Annotated in this window: 17 protein-coding genes; 10 read left to right on the top strand and 7 right to left on the bottom strand. The window is 64.7% G+C overall.

Annotated features, from left to right (window positions below):
- Positions 1-193 precede the first annotated feature (193 nt).
- The 5 genes from OSH12_RS22495 (at position 194) to OSH12_RS22475 (ending at position 5,123) form a co-directional block, all read left to right on the top strand.
- The gene (locus OSH12_RS22495) at positions 194-754 is read left to right on the top strand and encodes a F0F1 ATP synthase subunit delta (protein WP_266345873.1); all 561 of its coding nucleotides are present in this window, start codon (positions 194-196) and stop codon (positions 752-754) included.
- Positions 754-2,283, top strand: coding sequence for a F0F1 ATP synthase subunit alpha (gene atpA, locus OSH12_RS22490; RefSeq protein ID WP_266345872.1), 1,530 nt, complete (start codon positions 754-756; stop codon positions 2,281-2,283). Before OSH12_RS22495 ends, atpA begins: the two co-directional genes overlap by 1 nt.
- Positions 2,284-2,348: 65 nt before the next feature.
- Positions 2,349-3,221 (top strand): F0F1 ATP synthase subunit gamma, encoded by an 873-nt coding sequence (locus OSH12_RS22485; RefSeq protein WP_266345871.1) that lies wholly within the window; start codon positions 2,349-2,351, stop codon positions 3,219-3,221.
- 25 nt (positions 3,222-3,246) lie between these two features.
- Positions 3,247-4,692 (top strand): F0F1 ATP synthase subunit beta, encoded by a 1,446-nt coding sequence (atpD, locus tag OSH12_RS22480; RefSeq protein ID WP_266345870.1) that lies wholly within the window; start codon positions 3,247-3,249, stop codon positions 4,690-4,692.
- Positions 4,693-4,718: 26 nt separating this feature from the next.
- Positions 4,719-5,123 (top strand): F0F1 ATP synthase subunit epsilon, encoded by a 405-nt coding sequence (locus OSH12_RS22475; protein WP_266345869.1) that lies wholly within the window; start codon positions 4,719-4,721, stop codon positions 5,121-5,123.
- A gap of 166 nt (positions 5,124-5,289) precedes the next feature.
- On the opposite strand, the gene OSH12_RS22470 is transcribed toward OSH12_RS22475, so the two are convergent.
- From OSH12_RS22470 to fabA, 5 genes are all read right to left on the bottom strand, one after another.
- Positions 5,290-5,643, bottom strand: coding sequence for an RcnB family protein (locus OSH12_RS22470; RefSeq protein WP_266345868.1), 354 nt, complete (start codon positions 5,641-5,643; stop codon positions 5,290-5,292).
- A 137-nt stretch (positions 5,644-5,780) separates the two neighbouring features.
- A complete protein-coding gene (locus tag OSH12_RS22465) occupies positions 5,781-6,299 on the bottom strand; it encodes an RNA pyrophosphohydrolase (protein WP_266345867.1) in 519 nt (172 codons plus the stop codon).
- A gap of 490 nt (positions 6,300-6,789) precedes the next feature.
- Positions 6,790-7,635, bottom strand: coding sequence for an enoyl-ACP reductase FabI (fabI, locus tag OSH12_RS22460; RefSeq protein WP_266345866.1), 846 nt, complete (start codon positions 7,633-7,635; stop codon positions 6,790-6,792).
- Between the two features lie 26 nt (positions 7,636-7,661).
- Complete coding sequence (gene fabB, locus OSH12_RS22455; RefSeq protein WP_266345865.1) at positions 7,662-8,888, bottom strand: beta-ketoacyl-ACP synthase I; 1,227 nt, start codon at positions 8,886-8,888, stop codon at positions 7,662-7,664.
- A 69-nt stretch (positions 8,889-8,957) separates the two neighbouring features.
- On the bottom strand, positions 8,958-9,485 hold the full coding sequence (gene fabA / locus OSH12_RS22450; RefSeq protein ID WP_266345864.1) for a 3-hydroxyacyl-[acyl-carrier-protein] dehydratase FabA: 528 nt from the start codon (positions 9,483-9,485) through the stop codon (positions 8,958-8,960).
- A 217-nt stretch (positions 9,486-9,702) separates the two neighbouring features.
- Between fabA and OSH12_RS22445 the strand changes: the two genes are divergently transcribed.
- Positions 9,703-10,041: a hypothetical protein gene (locus OSH12_RS22445; RefSeq protein ID WP_266345863.1), complete on the top strand. Its 339-nt coding sequence runs from the start codon at positions 9,703-9,705 to the stop codon at positions 10,039-10,041.
- Between the two features lie 2 nt (positions 10,042-10,043).
- Here OSH12_RS22445 and OSH12_RS22440 read toward each other — a convergent pair whose 3' ends face one another.
- Positions 10,044-10,364 (bottom strand): ArsR/SmtB family transcription factor, encoded by a 321-nt coding sequence (locus tag OSH12_RS22440; RefSeq protein WP_266345862.1) that lies wholly within the window; start codon positions 10,362-10,364, stop codon positions 10,044-10,046.
- Positions 10,365-10,478: 114 nt separating this feature from the next.
- Here OSH12_RS22440 and OSH12_RS22435 point away from each other — a divergent pair, with 114 nt between their 5' ends.
- On the top strand, positions 10,479-11,678 hold the full coding sequence (locus OSH12_RS22435; protein ID WP_266345861.1) for an MFS transporter: 1,200 nt from the start codon (positions 10,479-10,481) through the stop codon (positions 11,676-11,678).
- Here OSH12_RS22435 and mtnA read toward each other — a convergent pair whose 3' ends face one another.
- Positions 11,679-12,773, bottom strand: coding sequence for an S-methyl-5-thioribose-1-phosphate isomerase (gene mtnA, locus OSH12_RS22430; protein WP_266345860.1), 1,095 nt, complete (start codon positions 12,771-12,773; stop codon positions 11,679-11,681). It lies immediately after the preceding gene.
- An 87-nt stretch (positions 12,774-12,860) separates the two neighbouring features.
- On the opposite strand from mtnA, the gene mtnC reads away from it, so the two are divergent.
- The 3 genes from mtnC (at position 12,861) to OSH12_RS22415 (ending at position 16,629) form a co-directional block, all read left to right on the top strand.
- Complete coding sequence (gene mtnC / locus OSH12_RS22425) at positions 12,861-13,571, top strand: acireductone synthase (RefSeq protein ID WP_266345859.1); 711 nt, start codon at positions 12,861-12,863, stop codon at positions 13,569-13,571.
- A gap of 213 nt (positions 13,572-13,784) precedes the next feature.
- Positions 13,785-16,238, top strand: a complete 2,454-nt coding sequence (gene hrpB / locus OSH12_RS22420) for an ATP-dependent helicase HrpB (RefSeq protein ID WP_266345858.1) — start codon at positions 13,785-13,787, stop codon at positions 16,236-16,238.
- A gap of 163 nt (positions 16,239-16,401) precedes the next feature.
- Positions 16,402-16,629 carry a DUF2442 domain-containing protein gene (locus OSH12_RS22415; protein WP_266345857.1) on the top strand — a complete coding sequence of 76 codons (228 nt, stop codon included), beginning with the start codon at positions 16,402-16,404 and terminating at the stop codon, positions 16,627-16,629.
- Positions 16,630-16,661 lie beyond the last annotated feature (32 nt).

Here is a 16,661-nt window from a genome sequence, read left to right as displayed (position 1 = left end):
GGGTCCTTCTGGACGATTCAAAGCGCGGGCCGTGTTGCGAGTCGCCGGACGCTGTGCTAACGAACGCGCGGCTTCGGGGAATGTCGTTTTTGGCGGCGTGTTCTCGTTGAAAAAATCTTCAATACGTTCAAGGCGTTGCGTGCAGCATCCGGACCAACCCGGAAGTGGGGGCGCGTCACAGAGCGAGGATCAGGTGGCAGAAGACAAAACTCTCGTATCAGGGGTCGCCGGACGTTACGCGACGGCACTGTTTGATCTGGCCCTGGAGAGCGGCGCGCTGGATGCCGTCAATTCCGATCTGACCCGTTTCACGGGTCTCTTGAGCGAGAGCGACGATCTCGTCCGCCTCGTCCAGAGCCCGGTATTCGCCGCCGACGATCAGCTTCGCGCTGTTTCGGCCGTGCTGGCGAAGGCTGAGATCGGTGGGCTGGTCGGCAATTTCGTCAAGGTCGCGGCGAGCAATCGCCGTCTGTTCGCCGTTCCGGGCATGATCGCTGGCTTCCGCCAGCTTTTGGCCAAGCATCGCGGCGAAGTCACCGCCGAGGTCACCAGCGCCGAGCCGCTTTCCGATCAGCAGACCGTGGCGCTGAAGGAAGCGCTCAAGGCGCAGATCGGCAAGGACGTCACGCTTTCTACGAATGTCGATCCGGCACTGATCGGCGGCCTCGTCGTCAAGGTCGCTAGCCGCATGATCGATACGTCGCTTCGCACCAAACTCAATTCACTCAAGATCGCTATGAAAGAGGTCGGCTGATGGACATCCGCGCCGCTGAAATCTCCGCAATCCTCAAGGAGCAGATCAAGAATTTCGGCTCCGAGGCTCAGGTTTCCGAAGTCGGACAGGTTCTGTCGGTCGGTGACGGTATTGCCCGCGTCTACGGTCTGGACAATGTCCAGGCCGGCGAGATGGTCGAGTTCCCCGGTGGAACCCGCGGCATGGCCCTGAACCTCGAAACCGACAATGTCGGTATCGTGATCTTCGGCTCCGACCGTGACATCGCCGAAGGCGACACGGTCAAGCGCACCAACGCCATCGTGGACGTGCCGGTCGGCAAGGGTCTGCTCGGCCGCGTCGTCGACGCGCTCGGCAATCCGATCGACGGCAAGGGCCCGATCGAGTTCACGGAACGTCGCCGCGTCGACGTCAAGGCGCCGGGCATCATCCCGCGCAAGTCCGTGCATGAGCCGATGCAGACCGGCCTCAAGGCTATCGACGCCATGATCCCGATCGGCCGTGGCCAGCGCGAGCTGATCATTGGCGATCGTCAGACCGGCAAGACGGCCGTGGCGCTCGACGCCATCCTGAACCAGAAGTCGATCAATGACGGCGGCGACGAGAGCAAGAAGCTCTATTGCGTCTACGTCGCTATCGGCCAGAAGCGTTCGACCGTCGCGCAGTTCGTGAAGGTGCTCGAGGAGCGCGGTGCGCTCGAATATTCGATCATCATCGCCGCGACCGCTTCCGACCCGGCTCCGATGCAGTACCTGGCCCCGATGGCCGGTTGCGCCATGGGCGAGTTCTTCCGCGACAACGGCATGCACGCCCTGATCGTTTATGACGATCTGTCGAAGCAGGCCGTGGCTTACCGCCAGATGTCGCTGCTGCTGCGCCGCCCGCCGGGCCGCGAAGCTTACCCGGGCGACGTTTTCTACCTGCATTCCCGCCTGCTCGAGCGTGCGGCCAAGCTGAACGACGACAACGGCAATGGCTCGCTGACGGCTCTGCCGGTCATCGAGACGCAGGCCAACGACGTGTCGGCCTACATCCCGACCAACGTGATCTCGATCACCGATGGCCAGATCTTCCTTGAGACCGACCTGTTCTACCAGGGCATCCGCCCGGCCGTGAACGTCGGCCTCTCGGTGTCGCGCGTCGGCTCCGCCGCCCAGATCAAGGCGATGAAGCAGGTTGCCGGCCCGATCAAGGGCGAGCTGTCGCAGTATCGTGAAATGGCTGCCTTCGCGCAGTTCGGTTCCGATCTCGATGCCACGACGCAGAAGCTGCTGAACCGCGGCGCGCGCCTGACCGAGCTCCTGAAGCAGCAGCAGTTCTCGCCGCTGAAGGTCGAAGAGCAGGTTGCCGTGATCTATGCCGGCGTGAATGGCTATCTCGATGCCATCCCCGTCAACAAGGTCGGTGCGTTCGAGGCTGGCCTGCTGGCCGTGCTGCGGACGGACAACAAGGCGCTGCTCGACGGCATCCGCGACAAGCGCGAGTTGAATGACGAGTTCCGCACGAAGCTGAAGTCCGTTCTGGACGGTTTCGCCAAGAATTTCGCCTGAACCTAGGTCTGCAAAGCTGGGTCGCCTGAGCGGCCCGGCTTTCATTCCGCTCGACAGGGACGCTCATGCCGAGCCTCAAGGAACTTAGAAATCGCATCACCTCGGTGAAGGCGACACAGAAGATCACCAAGGCGATGCAGATGGTCGCCGCGGCGAAGCTGCGTCGCGCCCAGGCTGCTGCTGAAGCCGCGCGCCCCTATGCGGAGCGCATGAACGCCGTGCTCGCCAATGTGGCGGCTGGCGTCAACACCGACGACGGCCCGAAGCTGCTCGCTGGTACCGGCTCCGACCAGACGCATCTTCTGGTGGTCTGCACGGCTGAACGCGGCCTGTGCGGCGCCTTCAATTCGTCGATCGCGCGTCTGGCGCGCGAGCACACGCTGCGTCTGCAGCGTGAAGGCAAGACGGTGAAGATCCTGTGCGTCGGCAAGAAGGGCTACGACATCCTTCGTCGCCAGTTCGCGTCGGAAATCATCGAGCTGATCGAATTGCGCACGGTGAAGCAGATCGGCTTCACCAATGCGGACGCGATCGGCCGCAAGCTGCTCCAGCTCTATGCTGACGGTCAGTTTGACGTCGCAACGCTCTTCTATTCGAAGTTCCGTTCGGTGATCCAGCAGATCCCGACGGCGCAGCAGATCATTCCGGCCCAGGTCCCCGTGACCGACGCCGACACGGTCGCTGCGAACTACGAATATGAGCCGAACGAAGCGGCGATCCTTGAAGACCTGCTGCCGCGCAATGTGTCGGTGCAGGTCCTGGGTGCTCTCCTCGAGAACGTGGCCTCCGAAATGGGTGCCAAGATGTCTGCGATGGACAGCGCCACGCGCAATGCAGGCGAGATGATCAAGAAGTACACGCTCCGGTACAACCGGACGCGCCAGGCGATGATCACCAAGGAACTGATCGAGATCATTTCGGGCGCCGAGGCGCTCTGACCGGATTTTTGGAAAGTTGAACACCATGGCGAACACCAATCAGCAGGCCGGCTCCGGCCGGGTCACCCAGGTCATCGGCGCCGTCGTCGACGTGCAGTTCGAAGGCCATCTGCCGGCGATCCTGAACGCGCTCGAGACCGACAATAATGGCAACCGCCTCGTTCTGGAGGTCGCCCAGCATCTCGGCGAGTCCACCGTGCGCTGCATCGCCATGGACGTGTCGGAAGGCCTCGTCCGCGGCCAGAAGGTCAAGGATCTCGGCGGTCCGATCCAGGTTCCGGTCGGCGTCGGCACCCTCGGCCGCATCATGAACGTCATCGGCGAGCCGATCGACGAAGCCGGCCCGGTCGAGGCTGAAGGCCTCCGTCCGATCCACGCTCCCGCTCCGACCTATTCCGAGCAGTCCACCTCGGCCGAGATCCTCGTGACCGGCATCAAGGTCGTCGACCTGCTCGCTCCCTATTCCAAGGGCGGTAAGGTCGGCCTGTTCGGCGGCTCCGGCGTCGGCAAGACCGTTCTGATCCAGGAACTGATCAACAACGTCGCAAAGGTGCACGGCGGTTACTCCGTGTTCGCCGGCGTTGGCGAGCGTACCCGCGAGGGCAACGACCTTTACCACGAGTTCATCGACTCCAAGGTGAACGCCGATCCGAAGAACCCGGACGCGTCGGTCAAGTCGAAGTGCGCCCTCGTGTTCGGCCAGATGAACGAGCCGCCGGGCGCCCGCGCCCGCGTCGCGCTGACCGGCCTGACCGTCGCCGAGCATTTCCGCGACCAGGGCCAGGACGTTCTGTTCTTCGTGGACAACATCTTCCGCTTCACCCAGGCAGGCTCGGAAGTGTCGGCTCTGCTCGGTCGTATCCCGTCGGCCGTGGGCTATCAGCCGACGCTGGCGACCGACATGGGTCAGCTGCAGGAGCGCATCACCACGACGCATAAGGGCTCGATCACGTCCGTGCAGGCCATTTACGTGCCCGCCGACGATCTGACCGACCCGGCGCCGGCCGCCTCGTTCGCCCACCTTGACGCCACGACCGTTCTGTCGCGCGCCATCTCGGAAAAGGGCATCTACCCGGCCGTGGATCCGCTCGACTCGACCTCGCGCATGCTGTCGCCGGCCATCGTCGGTGAAGAGCACTACTCGGTCGCTCGCCAGGTTCAGCAGATCCTGCAGCGCTACAAGTCGCTCCAGGACATCATCGCGATCCTGGGCATGGACGAGCTTTCCGAAGAGGACAAGCTCACCGTTGCCCGCGCCCGCAAGATCGAGCGCTTCCTGTCGCAGCCCTTCGACGTTGCCGAGGCCTTCACGGGTTCGCCGGGCGTCCAGGTCAAGATCGAAGACACGATCAAGGGCTTCAAGGGTCTCTGCGAAGGCACCTACGATCACCTCCCCGAGCAGGCCTTCTACATGGTCGGCACGATCGAAGACGCAATTGCCAAGGCCAAGAAGCTCGCGGCCGCAGCCTGATCGTCTGACGAGAGAAAGAGCCCAACATGGCAGATCCGTTCTCGTTCGAACTCGTCTCACCCGAGCGGCTCCTGCTTTCAGAGCAGGTCCTCTCGGTTGTGGTCCCGGGTGCTGAAGGCGATTTCACGGTCCTCAAGGACCATGCGCCCTTCATGGCGACCCTCAAGCCGGGCTGCGTTATCGTCACGCAAGTCGGCGGCGGTGTTCAGAAGTTCTTCGTCCGCGGCGGCTTTGCCGACGTGAACGGGGCCGGTCTGACCATCCTCGCCGAACAGGCCATCCCGACCGAAAGCCTCGATCCCGAGACTTTCGCACTCGAGATCCGCAATGCCGAGGAAGACGTCGCCGACGCGCGCGACGACGCCGAACGCACTGTGGCGCAGACCAAGCTGCAGCAGCTTCAGGACATCCGCGAAGCGCTCGGCCACTAATCTATTTACGCGGCGTCGAGCCGCGTGAACGCACGACGAAAAAACCCGCCATCGGTGATGGCGGGTTTTTTTATGGGTCGGCTGGGCTTAGCTGGGCCGGAACCCTTCCCCTCCCCCGACGGAGAGAGGTGAAAGGCGGCGCTGGGTTGCAGCGCCGATCCAGACTTTACCGGCCGGAGTTCGCGATCGCGGCGATCAGGCCGGTAGCGATGCCGATCATCAGGTACTGGCCGTCATTCTCGACCCACTGATAGCCGCGCGGCGGCGCCTTCAGATTGTGCCGGTGATAGTCGACCCGACCGCCGCGATACTGCGACGGCACGCGCTGGCCCTTCGACCAATGACGACGGTTCTTCTGCTGCTTGCGCATCTCGGGCTTGCGATGCTGCTGCTCATAGCCGCCGCGTCCATCGCGATCCCGGCCCTGGTAGCGGTCGCCGTCGCCCCGATACTGCTGCGCAAAGGCGGCCGGCGTGGCGAGCATCGACAGGGCGATCGTTGCGAGAAGGATCTTCTTCATCGGGGGCATCCTCTTGGTTGATGCCCCCCTTATGGGCCCGGCCCGATGAACTCAAACTGAATGGCTGCCTTATGAATTGTTAAGGTCCGTGGCCAAGGTGTGGCGCCGCGCGGCGGGCCTGAGCCCGGCGGTAGGCGTCAGGGCGCCAGATGGCGGAAGGCCGAGACGACCTGCTCGTAGACCTTGCGCTTGAACGGCACGATCAGCGAGGGCAGGTGCTCGATCGGCTCCCAGCGCCAGGAGATGAACTCGGCCTCGGCGCTGCCATCGCCCGGCTCCAGCACGTTGATCTCGCTCTCGTCACCCTCGAAGCGGAAGGCGAACCACTTCTGGCGTTGGCCGCGATACTTGCCCTTGAGGGCGATGCCGACCAGTTCTGGCGGCAGGTCGTAGTCGAACCAGCCCTCGGCCTCGGCCAGCAGCGAAACCGTCTGGATGCTCGTCTCCTCGTACAGCTCGCGCCGTGCGGCGGGCAGGGGATCCTCGCCCTTGTCGATGCCGCCCTGCGGCAGCTGCCAGACCGGATCGCCCGGCGTCAGTTCGGCATTGGGCGAGCGCTCGCCGATCCAGACCAGGCCTTCCTTGTTGAACACGACCGCGCCGACGCAGGGGCGGTAGGGCAGCGAGGTGGGATCGATCAGCTTCTTGCCGGACATTCTTGCATCACCGTTGAGGACGCCCGTCACGCAGGCGGCGGGGAGGGGAGTTTGCGCGACGATAGCACGGCTTGGCCGGGGCGCACGTGACAGAGCCGTGCTTTTCACATGCCGCTCCGGAGCATCTTCGCGCCGATCTACAGCCGGAGCCTGAATCTGCATCCACCATTCCCTGCTCCTCATCATCCTGAGGTGCTTCGCGTCAGCGAAGCCTCGAAGGAGGGTCCAGCGAAACTCAGGAACTCCCCCACGTGAGCGTCACATCCGCCGCTTGCCGGGGCCGGACCGGCGCCAGGAGCCGTCTGGACCCTCCTTCGAGGCCCGGCTGCACCGGGCACCTCAGGATGATGGTCGAGTTTTTCGACGAACGGGCCAGACGCTCAGGATGAGGATCGTGCGGCTTGCGGCAAGCGGCGGAACAGCGAGCGCGTTGAAATAGAAAAAGGGCGCCTCATGGGCGCCCTTTGAAATTCTGCGGCAGCGAAAAAGATCAGTCGGCCTGCGGGTTGATCGCTTCGGCGTGCGCCTCGTGGACCTTCAGCTCTTCCAGGCGCGGCATCGAGACGATGTTGTAGCCCGAATCGACGAAGTGCACGTCGCCTGTGACGCCAGCACCCAGCTCCGACAGCAGATAGAGGGCCGAGCCGCCGATTTCGTCGAGCGAGACGGTGCGGCGGAGCGGCGCGTTCTTCTTCTGGTAGTTGTACATGATGCGCGCATCGGCGACGCCCGAGCCGGCAAGCGTGCGGACGGGGCCGGCCGAGATGGCGTTGACGCGGATGTTGTCGCCGCCAAAGTCCATGGCGAGATAGCGCACCGAGGACTCCAGCGCGGCCTTGGCCACGCCCATGACGTTGTAGTTCGGCATGACGCGGGTCGAGCCGCCATAGGTCAGCGTCAGGATCGAGCCGCCATTGGTCATCAGCGTTGCAGCGCGCTTGGCGATCTCCGTGAAGGAGAAGCACGAGATCACCATCGTCTTCACGAAATTGTCACGCGTCGTGTCGGCGTAGCGACCCTTCAGCTCGTTCTTGTCGGAGAAGCCGATCGCGTGGACGATGAAGTCGATCGAACCCCATTCCTTCTCCAGCGTCGCGAAGACGCTGTCGACGGAGGCTACGTCATCGACATCGCAGGGCAGCAGCAGCTTGGCGCCGATGCTGTCGGCCAGCGGTTTCACGCGACGGCCGAAGGCTTCGCCCTGATAGGTGAAGGCCATTTCGGCGCCGTGCGCTGCCAGTGTCCTGGCAATGCCCCAGGCGATCGAATGATCGTTGGCGACACCCATGATGAGCCCGCGTTTGCCGCTCATCAGGTTGCTGATTGGTGCCGTCATTCGATCGTCCTTGTTTTTGTTTTGTCTCAGGCGACGTAGCGCTGGAAGACCAGCGAGGCGTTTGTGCCGCCGAAGCCGAAGCTATTGGAGAGTACGGTATCGATCTTCGCGTTGTCGATGCGCTTGCGCACGATCGGCATGTCGGCGAAGGCCGGATCCAGTTCCTCGATATTGGCCGATTCCGCGATGAAGTGGTTGTTCATCATCAGCAGGCTATAGATCGATTCGTGCACGCCCGTGGCGCCCTGCGAATGGCCGGTCAGCGACTTGGTCGCCGAGATCTTCGGGCAATTGTCGCCCGAGCCGAACACTTCGCGGATCGCTTCCATTTCCTTCAGATCGCCAACCGGCGTCGAAGTGGCGTGCGGGTTGATGTAGTCGATCTTGCCGTTCACCGCCGAAATCGCCTGGCGCATGCAGCGCGCCGCGCCCTCGCCGGACGGGGCGACCATGTCGGCGCCGTCGGAGGAGAGGCCGTAGCCGACGATCTCGCCATAGATACGGGCGCCGCGTGCCTTGGCGACCTCGAGCTCCTCCAGCACCAGCACGCCGGCGCCGCCGGAGATGACGAAGCCGTCCCGGTTGGCGTCATAGGCGCGCGAGGCGACCGCGGGGCGGTCGTTGTACTTGGACGACAGAGCGCCCATGGCGTCGAACAGCACGGAGAGCGTCCAGTCGAGCTCTTCGCAGCCGCCGGCGAACATCCGGTCCTGCTTGCCGTACTGGATCATCTCATAGGCGTTGCCGACGCAATGATTGGACGTCGCGCAGGCCGAGGAGATCGAATAGTTGACGCCCTTGATCTTGAACCAGGTCGAGAGCGTGGCCGAGGGCGAGGAAGACATTGCCTTCGGCACGGCAAGCGGGCCGACCTTCTTGGACGAGCCCGAAGCCAGGGCTTTCTGCGCCGATTCGACGATGGTGCGCGTCGACGGGCCGCCGGAACCCATGATGATGCCGGTCCGCTCGTTGGAGATTTCGCTCTCCTCGAGGCCGGCGTCACGGATCGCCTGGTCCATCGCGACGTGATTCCACGCCGTACCGCCGCCATGGAAACGCATGGCGCGGCGGTCGACATATTCCGTCGGATCCAGCGTCGGTGCACCGGCGACCTGGCTGCGGAAGCCGTGTTCGGCATAATCGCGTGCGAAGGAAATGCCGCTCTTGGCCTCACGGAGGCTTGCCAGCACTTCCTGGGTGTTGTTCCCGATGGAGGAGACGATACCCATCCCCGTCACTACGACCCGCTTCATCGCTCGGTGTCCTTCCTGAATACTAACGTTCGGGGATGACCGACCGGCTCGCTGGAGCCGGCCCCGCCATCAACCGACGGCCGGTGTCGCTTCGCCCTTGAACAGGCCGACGCGGAGGTCCTTGGCCTGGTAGATGGTGACGCCATCCGCCTTCAACCAGCCGTCGCCGATGCCAAGCACCAGTCGCGAGCGGAGAACGCGCTTCAGATCGACGCCGTATTCGACCTTCTTGACGCTCGGCACGACCATGCCGGAGAACTTGATTTCGCCGGTCGAAAGCGCGCGACCGCGACCCTCGGAGCCGCTCCAGCCGAGGAAGAAGCCGAGCATCTGCCACATGGCGTCGAGGCCGAGGCAGCCCGGCATTACCGGATCGCCCTGGAAATGGCACTGGAAGAACCAGAGATCCGGATTGACGTCGAGCTCGGCGCGAATATGGCCCTTGCCGTATTCGCCGCCTTCTTCGCTGATCGACGTGATGCGGTCGAACATCAACATGGGAGGCAGCGGCAGTTGCGCATTGCCTTCGCCAAACAATTCCCCCCGCCCGCAGGCGAGCAGAGCCTCATAGTCGAAGCTCGACGGGCGATCTGCCATGCCGTCAATCTACCTCTGTTGGGCGCCAGCGCTCGAATACCGAACGCGCGCACGATGCTGTTGGCGTGGAGACGCTAAACCCCCGACGCTGATCGTGGCCTTCCTAACATAGCCGCCCCGCGACCGAAAGCCCGGCGGATTTGTCGGATCGTCGCGAGATGGCCGGCCTGATAAGATGGTTTGCGCGCGACACACCCGCGCTGCCCGGAGACGTCTGATGCAGAGACACGTTTTGTGGAGCGCGCTTTTCGGCGTGTTGGCGATTTTCATCAGCCTGACGTCGGCGATGGCGCAGGGGAGTACCCGAATCGACACGCCTGGCCTCTTCAACCAGCCGAATCTGTTTGCCCAGCCAAAGTTGTTCACCGCGCCGCAGCCGAGTGTCCGGATGCCCAACGCACCAAAGGCCCGGTCGATGACCGGCAGCCAGTGCCGGACGCTTCAGGGAACCTGCCTGACCGGCCGGCTGGAGCAGGTGGGCGACCGCTGCTTCTGCCGCAATTCAAAGGGCGCGGTCCTGCAAGGCACGACGGAGATTCCGCGCCGGGGAAGGTAGCTTCAGGTCTCGGGCGTGCCGTTGCCTAGAATCGCCGGCAGCAGCCCCGGAAACCGGGATTGCATGTCGTCATAGCGCACCGAAATCATCCGCCTGGCGCCGTCAATGCGGGCGCGGGTGATGCCGGCCTCGCGCAGCTTGGCGAGGTGATAGGTCAGATTGGTCTTGGTCATGCCGGCAAACGCCGAGGTGGCGCCGCAGCTGTCCTCACCAACCCTGAGCAGATGCTGCACCACGTCGCGTCGCGTCGGGTCGCTCAGCGCCTCCAGCACGGCGGAGAGGTCGATCTGTTCGGTCAGCGGGTGAAAAAGTTCCTTGGCCATGGCCGACACATAAATCTGGATCGCAATCAGTTCAAGAGTTATTGAACATTGCTTGACGTCGCGGCCAAACGGATCCAATTGTCCAATAGTTATTGAACTCTTGGACAAATCACCATGCTCCGTTCCCTGATCTGGCTGGCGCTCGGCACCTTCGCCATCGGCACCGAGGGTTTCATGATCGCCGGCATCCTGCCGATGATCGCCGATGACCTGCACGTCTCGGTCGCCGCGACCGGCCATCTCGTCACCTGCTTCGCGCTCGTCTATGCCGTCTCCGCGCCCCTGCTGGCGGTGGCGACCGCCAACTGGCCGCGTAAGACGCTGCTGATCCTGGCGATAACCGCATTCGGCCTCGCCAACATCGTTGCCGGCATGGCGCCGGATTATCTCTGGCTGATGATTTCGCGCGTGCTGCTGGCGCTTTCCGCCGCCGCCTTCGTGCCGACCGCCACCGGCACGGCGGCGACCATCGTCGCGCCGGAGAAGCGCGGCCGCGCCATTTCGATCATCTATACGGGAATGACGGTGTCGATGATCGTCGGCGTGCCGATCGGCACCATCGTCGCCGAGCATTTCGGCTGGCGCGCCACCTTCTTCGGTGTCGCCGGGCTCGCCGCCCTGGCGCTGCTCGGCATTCTTGTCGCGCTGCCCCGCGTCGCCTCGCCGGCCAGCGTCTCGCTCGCCGCCCGCATGGAAATGGTGCGCCGGCCGGACCTGCTGGTCGTCCTGGCGCTGACTTTCCTGACGCTCGGCGGCATCTTCGCCATCAACACCTATTTCGGCGCGTTGATGATCAGCGTGTTTGGCGCGACTCCGGAAATGGTCGCAGGCGCGCTGTTCCTCGCCGGCATCGGCGGCGCGGCCGGCAATCTGATCGGCGGCTGTGCGGCCGACCGCTGGAACGCCCGGCGCTTCCTGACCGCCGTTCTGGTGACGCTGACGATCAATTTCGCGGCGTTGTCGCTGGTCTCGATCTTCGCGCCCGGCCGGCACGGCCTCGTCGTCGTCTATATCATCGTCGCCATATGGGGCCTGGCCGGCTGGTCGTTCCCCGCCGTGCAGCAAGTGCGGCTCGTGAAGCTGGCGCCCTCGCTTGCCGCGGTGTCCCTGTCGCTGAACTCGTCGGCGCTCTATTTCGGCACGGCGGCGGGCGCTGCCATCGGCGCGCTGGCGATCGACTTCATCTCGATCACGGCGATCGGCTGGACCGCCGCCCTGTTCGAGCTGGCGGCCCTCATCCTGTTGCTGGCGACGATGAAGTCGCCGGCGCGGACGGCAAAGCTTGCCTCCCGCGCCGAGCCCGACCCGGCCTGATCACGCCTTTTCGGGATAAAGCCCCAAAAGCCCGGCGCGGCTCGCCTCGGCGACGCCGCGCTCGGTCACCAGCCCGGTGACCAGGCGGGCAGGCGTCACGTCGAAGGCCGGGTTGCCGGCTTTCGTGCCCTTCGGCGCCAGCCGCACCTTGACGATGCTGCCGTCACCGGAAATGCCGGAAATATGCGTCACCTCGTCGGAGGCGCGTTCCTCGATCTCGATCTCGGCGACGCCGTCATCGATGGACCAGTCGATCGTCGAGCCGGGCAGCACGACATAGAACGGCACGTTATTGTCCTTGGCGGCCAGCGCCTTCAGATAGGTGCCGATCTTGTTGCAGGCGTCGCCCGAGGCGGTGACGCGGTCGGCGCCGACCAAACAGATGTCGACCTGGCCATGCTGCATCAGGTGGCCGCCGGCATTGTCGACAACGAGCGTATGCGGCACGCCATGCGAGCCGAGTTCCCATGTCGTCAGGCTGGCGCCCTGGTTGCGCGGGCGCGTCTCGTCGACCCAGACATGGACGGGAATGCCGTCATCATGGGCGCGATAGACGACACCGAGCGCCGTGCCCCAGTCGACGCAGGCGATCCAGCCGGTGTTGCAATGGGTCAGGATGTTGACCGGGCGCGAGCGGCCATTGGCCTCGTAAATCTCGCGCACCAGCTTCGCGCCATGTTCGGCGATGGTCCCGTTGGTCTCGATGTCCTCGGCGCGCAGCCGATCGGCCGCGACATAGGCGGCGACGGCACGGTCGTCCGGCGCGAGCTCACGAACCTCGTTGCGCATGATTTCCAGCGCCCAGCGCAGGTTCACGGCGGTCGGCCGCGCGGCGTTGATGGCGTCGAAGGCGGCGTCGACATTGGCGTCGGACGGGTTGTCGCGCAGCGCCATCGCATAGCCATAGGCGCCGGTGACGCCGATCAGCGGCGCGCCGCGCACGACCATGCGCTTGATCGCATCGATGGCGTCCGCCACATTCATCAGCTTCAGCGTATCGAAACGATGCGGCAGCAGCGTCTGGTCGACGACGGTAACCGTGGTCTCCGAGGGATCGCGCCAGATCGAGCGATAGGCTACGCCGTCGACTTTCATCAAAAATTCCTCGACCGAAAATGGGATGACCGCCTTCACGTAATCGGTTAGAGGCGGAAGTTCCAGTCAACCATCAGGGTTCCATCGATGTCGACCTCGCCAATCCGCGCCGTATTGACCGATATCGAGGGCACCACCTCGTCGATCTCCTTCGTCAAGGACGTGCTGTTTCCCTATGCGCGCAGCCGGCTGAAGGATTTTGTCGCCGAGCATGCGGCCGAACCCGCCGTCGCCGAGGCGCTGGCCGAAGCGCGCGATCTCGCCAAAAGGCCGGATCTCAACGCGGAAGAAACGGCCGAGCTGCTGGCCGCCTGGATCGACGAGGACCGCAAGGCCAAGCCGCTCAAGTCGCTGCAGGGCATGATCTGGGAAGACGGCTACCGCTCCGGCGTGCTGAAGGGCGACATCTATCCCGACGTCGTCGAGAAGCTGACCGCATGGAAGGCCGATGGCCTTTCGCTCTATGTCTATTCGTCCGGCTCGGTTCTGGCGCAGAAGCTGATCTTCGGCTTTACCAACGCCGGCGATCTGACGCCGCTGTTTTCCGGCTATTTCGACACCGCCATCGGCTCGAAGCTCGAAGCGTCGTCCTACATCGCCATCGCCGCCGAGATCGGATTTTCGCCTTCGGAAATACTGTTCCTGTCGGACAATACGAAGGAATTGGACGCGGCCCGCGACGCCGGCATGGCGACGATCGGCCTCGACAGGGGCGAAGTCGTCATTCCCCCCGACACAACCCACCCGATCGTCACCGACTTCAACGCCATCGACGCGAAGGCCGGCACGGTCGCCTGAGGGTTTTTGGCAACCTTAGAAGACTCCCTGTTTCATTCCTGCTCTCGCCGTCATCCCCGCGAAGGCGGGGACCCATTCAGCCGGGTTTTCGCTGATGGACCAAGGTTTCGGCTGCATGGATCCCCGCCTTCGCGGGGATGACGGCGTTTGGGGGGACGGAGCCCGCGCGCCCCCCACTGGCACGAAACTCCGTCCCCCTCTATGACGGCAGGCATGCTGCCCGTTGATGACGTCCTTCCAAAACTGAAATCCGTGCTCGAAAGTGGCACCAGCGCCGTGCTGGTCGCGCCGCCCGGCGCCGGCAAGACGACGCGTGTGCCGCTGGCGCTGATGGATGCGCCCTGGCGTGGTGATCGCCGCATCCTGATGCTGGAGCCGCGCCGGCTCGCTGCCCGCGCCGCCGCCCGCCGCATGGCCGAAACGCTGGGCGAGGAGGTCGGCCAGACCGTCGGCTATCGCGTCCGGCTGGACAAGAAGGTCTCGGCGAAAACCCGGATCGAGATCGTCACCGAGGGTGTCTTCACCCGCATGATCCTCGATGATCCGTCGCTTGAAGGCATCGCGGCGGTGATCTTCGACGAATTTCACGAGCGCAGCCTCGATGGCGATCTCGGTATTGCCCTCGCGCTGGATGCACAGGGTGCGCTGCGCGACGATCTTCGCATCCTCGTCATGTCGGCAACGATCGACGGCGCGCGCGTGGCGCGGCTGCTCGGCGATGCGCCGGTGGTCGAAAGCCTCGGCCGGATGTTCCCCATCGAGACCCGGCATGGCGGCCGCGATCCCGCCCGCCGCATGGAGGACGATGTCGCCGATGCCGTGCGCCGGGCGCTGGCGGCCGAAACCGGCAGTCTGCTCGTCTTCCTGCCGGGGCAAGCCGAAATCCGCCGCGTCGCAGAGCGATTGGAGGGGCGTGTTGGGCCTGAGGTCGAGATCGCGCCGCTCTATGGCGCGCTCGATTTTTCCGTGCAGGACCGCGCCATTCGCCCGACAGCGCCGGGAAAACGCAAGGTCGTCCTGGCGACCTCGATCGCCGAGACCTCGCTGACCATCGAAGGCGTTCGCGTCGTCATCGATTCCGGTCTTGCCCGCGCCCCGATCTATGAGCCGGCGACCGGGCTGACCCGGCTGGAAACCCGCCGCGTCTCTCGCGCGGCGGCCGACCAGCGTCGCGGCCGCGCCGGACGCACCGAGCCCGGCATCTGCTACCGTCTTTGGGAAGAGGGCCAGACGGCGGCGCTCGCCCCCTTCGACCGGCCGGAAATTCTCGAGGCCGACCTCGCGCCGCTGGTGCTTGATCTCGCCAATTGGGGCGTCGCCGATCCCGGCCAGCTTGCCTTTCTCGATCCACCGCCGAAGCCCGCCTGGGAGGAAGCCGTCGCGCTGCTGACCCGGCTCGATGCGCTCGACGCCGATCGCCGCCTGACGAAGGAAGGTGAAGCGCTGGCGCGACTGCCGCTGAGCCCGCGCCTTGGTCACATGCTGCGCAAAGGTGCCGACCTCGGACTCGGCGGTCTTGCCGGCGCCGTCGCGGCGGTGCTTTCCGAAATCGGCCTTGGCGGCAACGACACCGACCTTCGCGAGCGCGTGCGCCGGCTGTTTGCCGCGCGCGATCCGAGATCCCGCGATTCACTCGGCCTGGCCGCGCGCTGGGCGCGCGATGTCGGCGCGCGGCCGGACGACGGCCGGCAGGCGCCGGAGGAAGCGGGCCTGCTGCTCGCCTTTGCCTTCCCGGACCGCATCGCCATGGCCCGCGGCGCGCCGGGCGCTTTTGTCATGGCGAATGGGCGTGGCGGCGTCCTGGATGCTTCCGACGCTCTGTCGCGCGAGCCGTTCCTGGCGATCGCCAGCCTGCAGGGCGCGGCGGAAAAAGCCCGCATCCTGACAGCGGCGCCGATCACGCTGGCCGAAATCGAGGCCAATTTTTCGAGCCTGATCGTCGACGAGGAAAGCGTCGCCTTCGATTCCCAAACCGGCTCGGTTCGCGGTCGGGCCGTGCGCCGGCTTGGCCGTTTGATCCTCGGCGATCGGGCGATTGCAAAAGTGTCGGATGGGGCGGTGCATTCAGCCCTGCTGGCAGAGATCCGCCGGCGTGGCGTGGCCGAACTGCCGTGGGAAAAATCTGCCGAGCAGTTTCGCGCTCGCATCGCCTTCTTGCATGCGCGGCTTGCCGGCGACTGGCCGGATGTGTCCGACATGGCGCTGGCCGAAACTCTGGCGGATTGGCTCGGGCCGTTCCTGAATGGAAAACGCCGGCTCGATGCGGTGACGCCGGGTGTCTTGCATGAAGGGCTCGCAAGCCTCGTGCCCTGGGACAAGCGCGCGGCGATGGATCGTCTCGCGCCGACGCATTTCGATGCGCCCTCGGGATCGCGCGTGCCGATCGATTACTCGAACGAGAACGGCCCCGTATTGGAAATCCGTGTGCAAGAACTGTTCGGGCTCGACCGCCATCCGGCGGTGGCGGATGGCGGTGTGCCGGTGACCGTGACGCTGCTGTCGCCGGGGCATCGACCGATCCAGATCACCAAAGACCTGCCGGGCTTTTGGCGTGGTTCCTGGAAGGATGTCCGTTCCGACATGCGCGGGCGCTATCCAAAGCATGTCTGGCCGGATGATCCGCTGGTCGCCAAGGCGACGGCGCGGGCCAAGCCGCGCGGCACCTGATCCGCGGAAAAAAAGGCGGATCGGGACTCGGAATCGCCATTCTGCCGTGGGCATCGTTGAAGAAAGGCGAATCACGCCCAGACCGTTTTCGAGCGAAGTGGGTGTCGGTTCGCGTGACGTAAATGCGCGTAGGCAAGGCTCCAGGTCGCGGAAAGGAACGCCCATGAAGATCGATCCCGTCGCCATCGATGCGGCCGTGACCAAGGAGGCGCTTCTGGTCAGCCTGGCCGATGGCCGCGAACTGGCAACCCCGATCGACTGGTTCCCGCGCCTCGTCGGGGCGACCCGTGCCGAGCGTGAGAACTGGCAGCTCGTCGGCCGTGGCGAGGGCATTCACTGGCCCGATATCGGCGAAGACATCGAGATCGCCAGCCTGCTGCGGATCAGCTGAGGGGACTCCAGCGCAGGATGGGTCGCGGAGCG

It is taken from the genome of Kaistia terrae (assembly GCF_026344005.1).
In the GTDB taxonomy this organism is placed as follows: domain Bacteria; phylum Pseudomonadota; class Alphaproteobacteria; order Rhizobiales; family Kaistiaceae; genus Kaistia; species Kaistia terrae.
Note: the sequence above shows the minus strand (reverse complement) of the source record. Positions and strands in the feature narration are given on the sequence as shown.

Bases quoted from the DNA above. Each gene is read 5' to 3' on its own strand.
- OSH12_RS22470 (WP_266345868.1), bottom strand. From the start codon at position 5,643: ATGAAGAAGATCCTTCTCGCAACGATCGCCCTGTCGATGCTCGCCACG.
- OSH12_RS22435 (WP_266345861.1), top strand. From the start codon at position 10,479: ATGCTCCGTTCCCTGATCTGGCTGGCGCTCGGCACCTTCGCCATCGGC.
- OSH12_RS22465 (WP_266345867.1), bottom strand. From the start codon at position 6,299: ATGTCCGGCAAGAAGCTGATCGATCCCACCTCGCTGCCCTACCGCCCC.
- OSH12_RS22445 (WP_266345863.1), top strand. From the start codon at position 9,703: ATGCAGAGACACGTTTTGTGGAGCGCGCTTTTCGGCGTGTTGGCGATT.
- mtnC (WP_266345859.1), top strand. From the start codon at position 12,861: ATGTCGACCTCGCCAATCCGCGCCGTATTGACCGATATCGAGGGCACC.
- fabI (WP_266345866.1), bottom strand. From the start codon at position 7,635: ATGACGGCACCAATCAGCAACCTGATGAGCGGCAAACGCGGGCTCATC.
- hrpB (WP_266345858.1), top strand. From the start codon at position 13,785: ATGCTGCCCGTTGATGACGTCCTTCCAAAACTGAAATCCGTGCTCGAA.
- fabA (WP_266345864.1), bottom strand. From the start codon at position 9,485: ATGGCAGATCGCCCGTCGAGCTTCGACTATGAGGCTCTGCTCGCCTGC.
- mtnA (WP_266345860.1), bottom strand. From the start codon at position 12,773: ATGAAAGTCGACGGCGTAGCCTATCGCTCGATCTGGCGCGATCCCTCG.
- fabB (WP_266345865.1), bottom strand. From the start codon at position 8,888: ATGAAGCGGGTCGTAGTGACGGGGATGGGTATCGTCTCCTCCATCGGG.
- atpA (WP_266345872.1), top strand. From the start codon at position 754: ATGGACATCCGCGCCGCTGAAATCTCCGCAATCCTCAAGGAGCAGATC.
- atpD (WP_266345870.1), top strand. From the start codon at position 3,247: ATGGCGAACACCAATCAGCAGGCCGGCTCCGGCCGGGTCACCCAGGTC.
- OSH12_RS22475 (WP_266345869.1), top strand. From the start codon at position 4,719: ATGGCAGATCCGTTCTCGTTCGAACTCGTCTCACCCGAGCGGCTCCTG.
- OSH12_RS22440 (WP_266345862.1), bottom strand. From the start codon at position 10,364: ATGGCCAAGGAACTTTTTCACCCGCTGACCGAACAGATCGACCTCTCC.
- OSH12_RS22485 (WP_266345871.1), top strand. From the start codon at position 2,349: ATGCCGAGCCTCAAGGAACTTAGAAATCGCATCACCTCGGTGAAGGCG.
- OSH12_RS22415 (WP_266345857.1), top strand. From the start codon at position 16,402: ATGAAGATCGATCCCGTCGCCATCGATGCGGCCGTGACCAAGGAGGCG.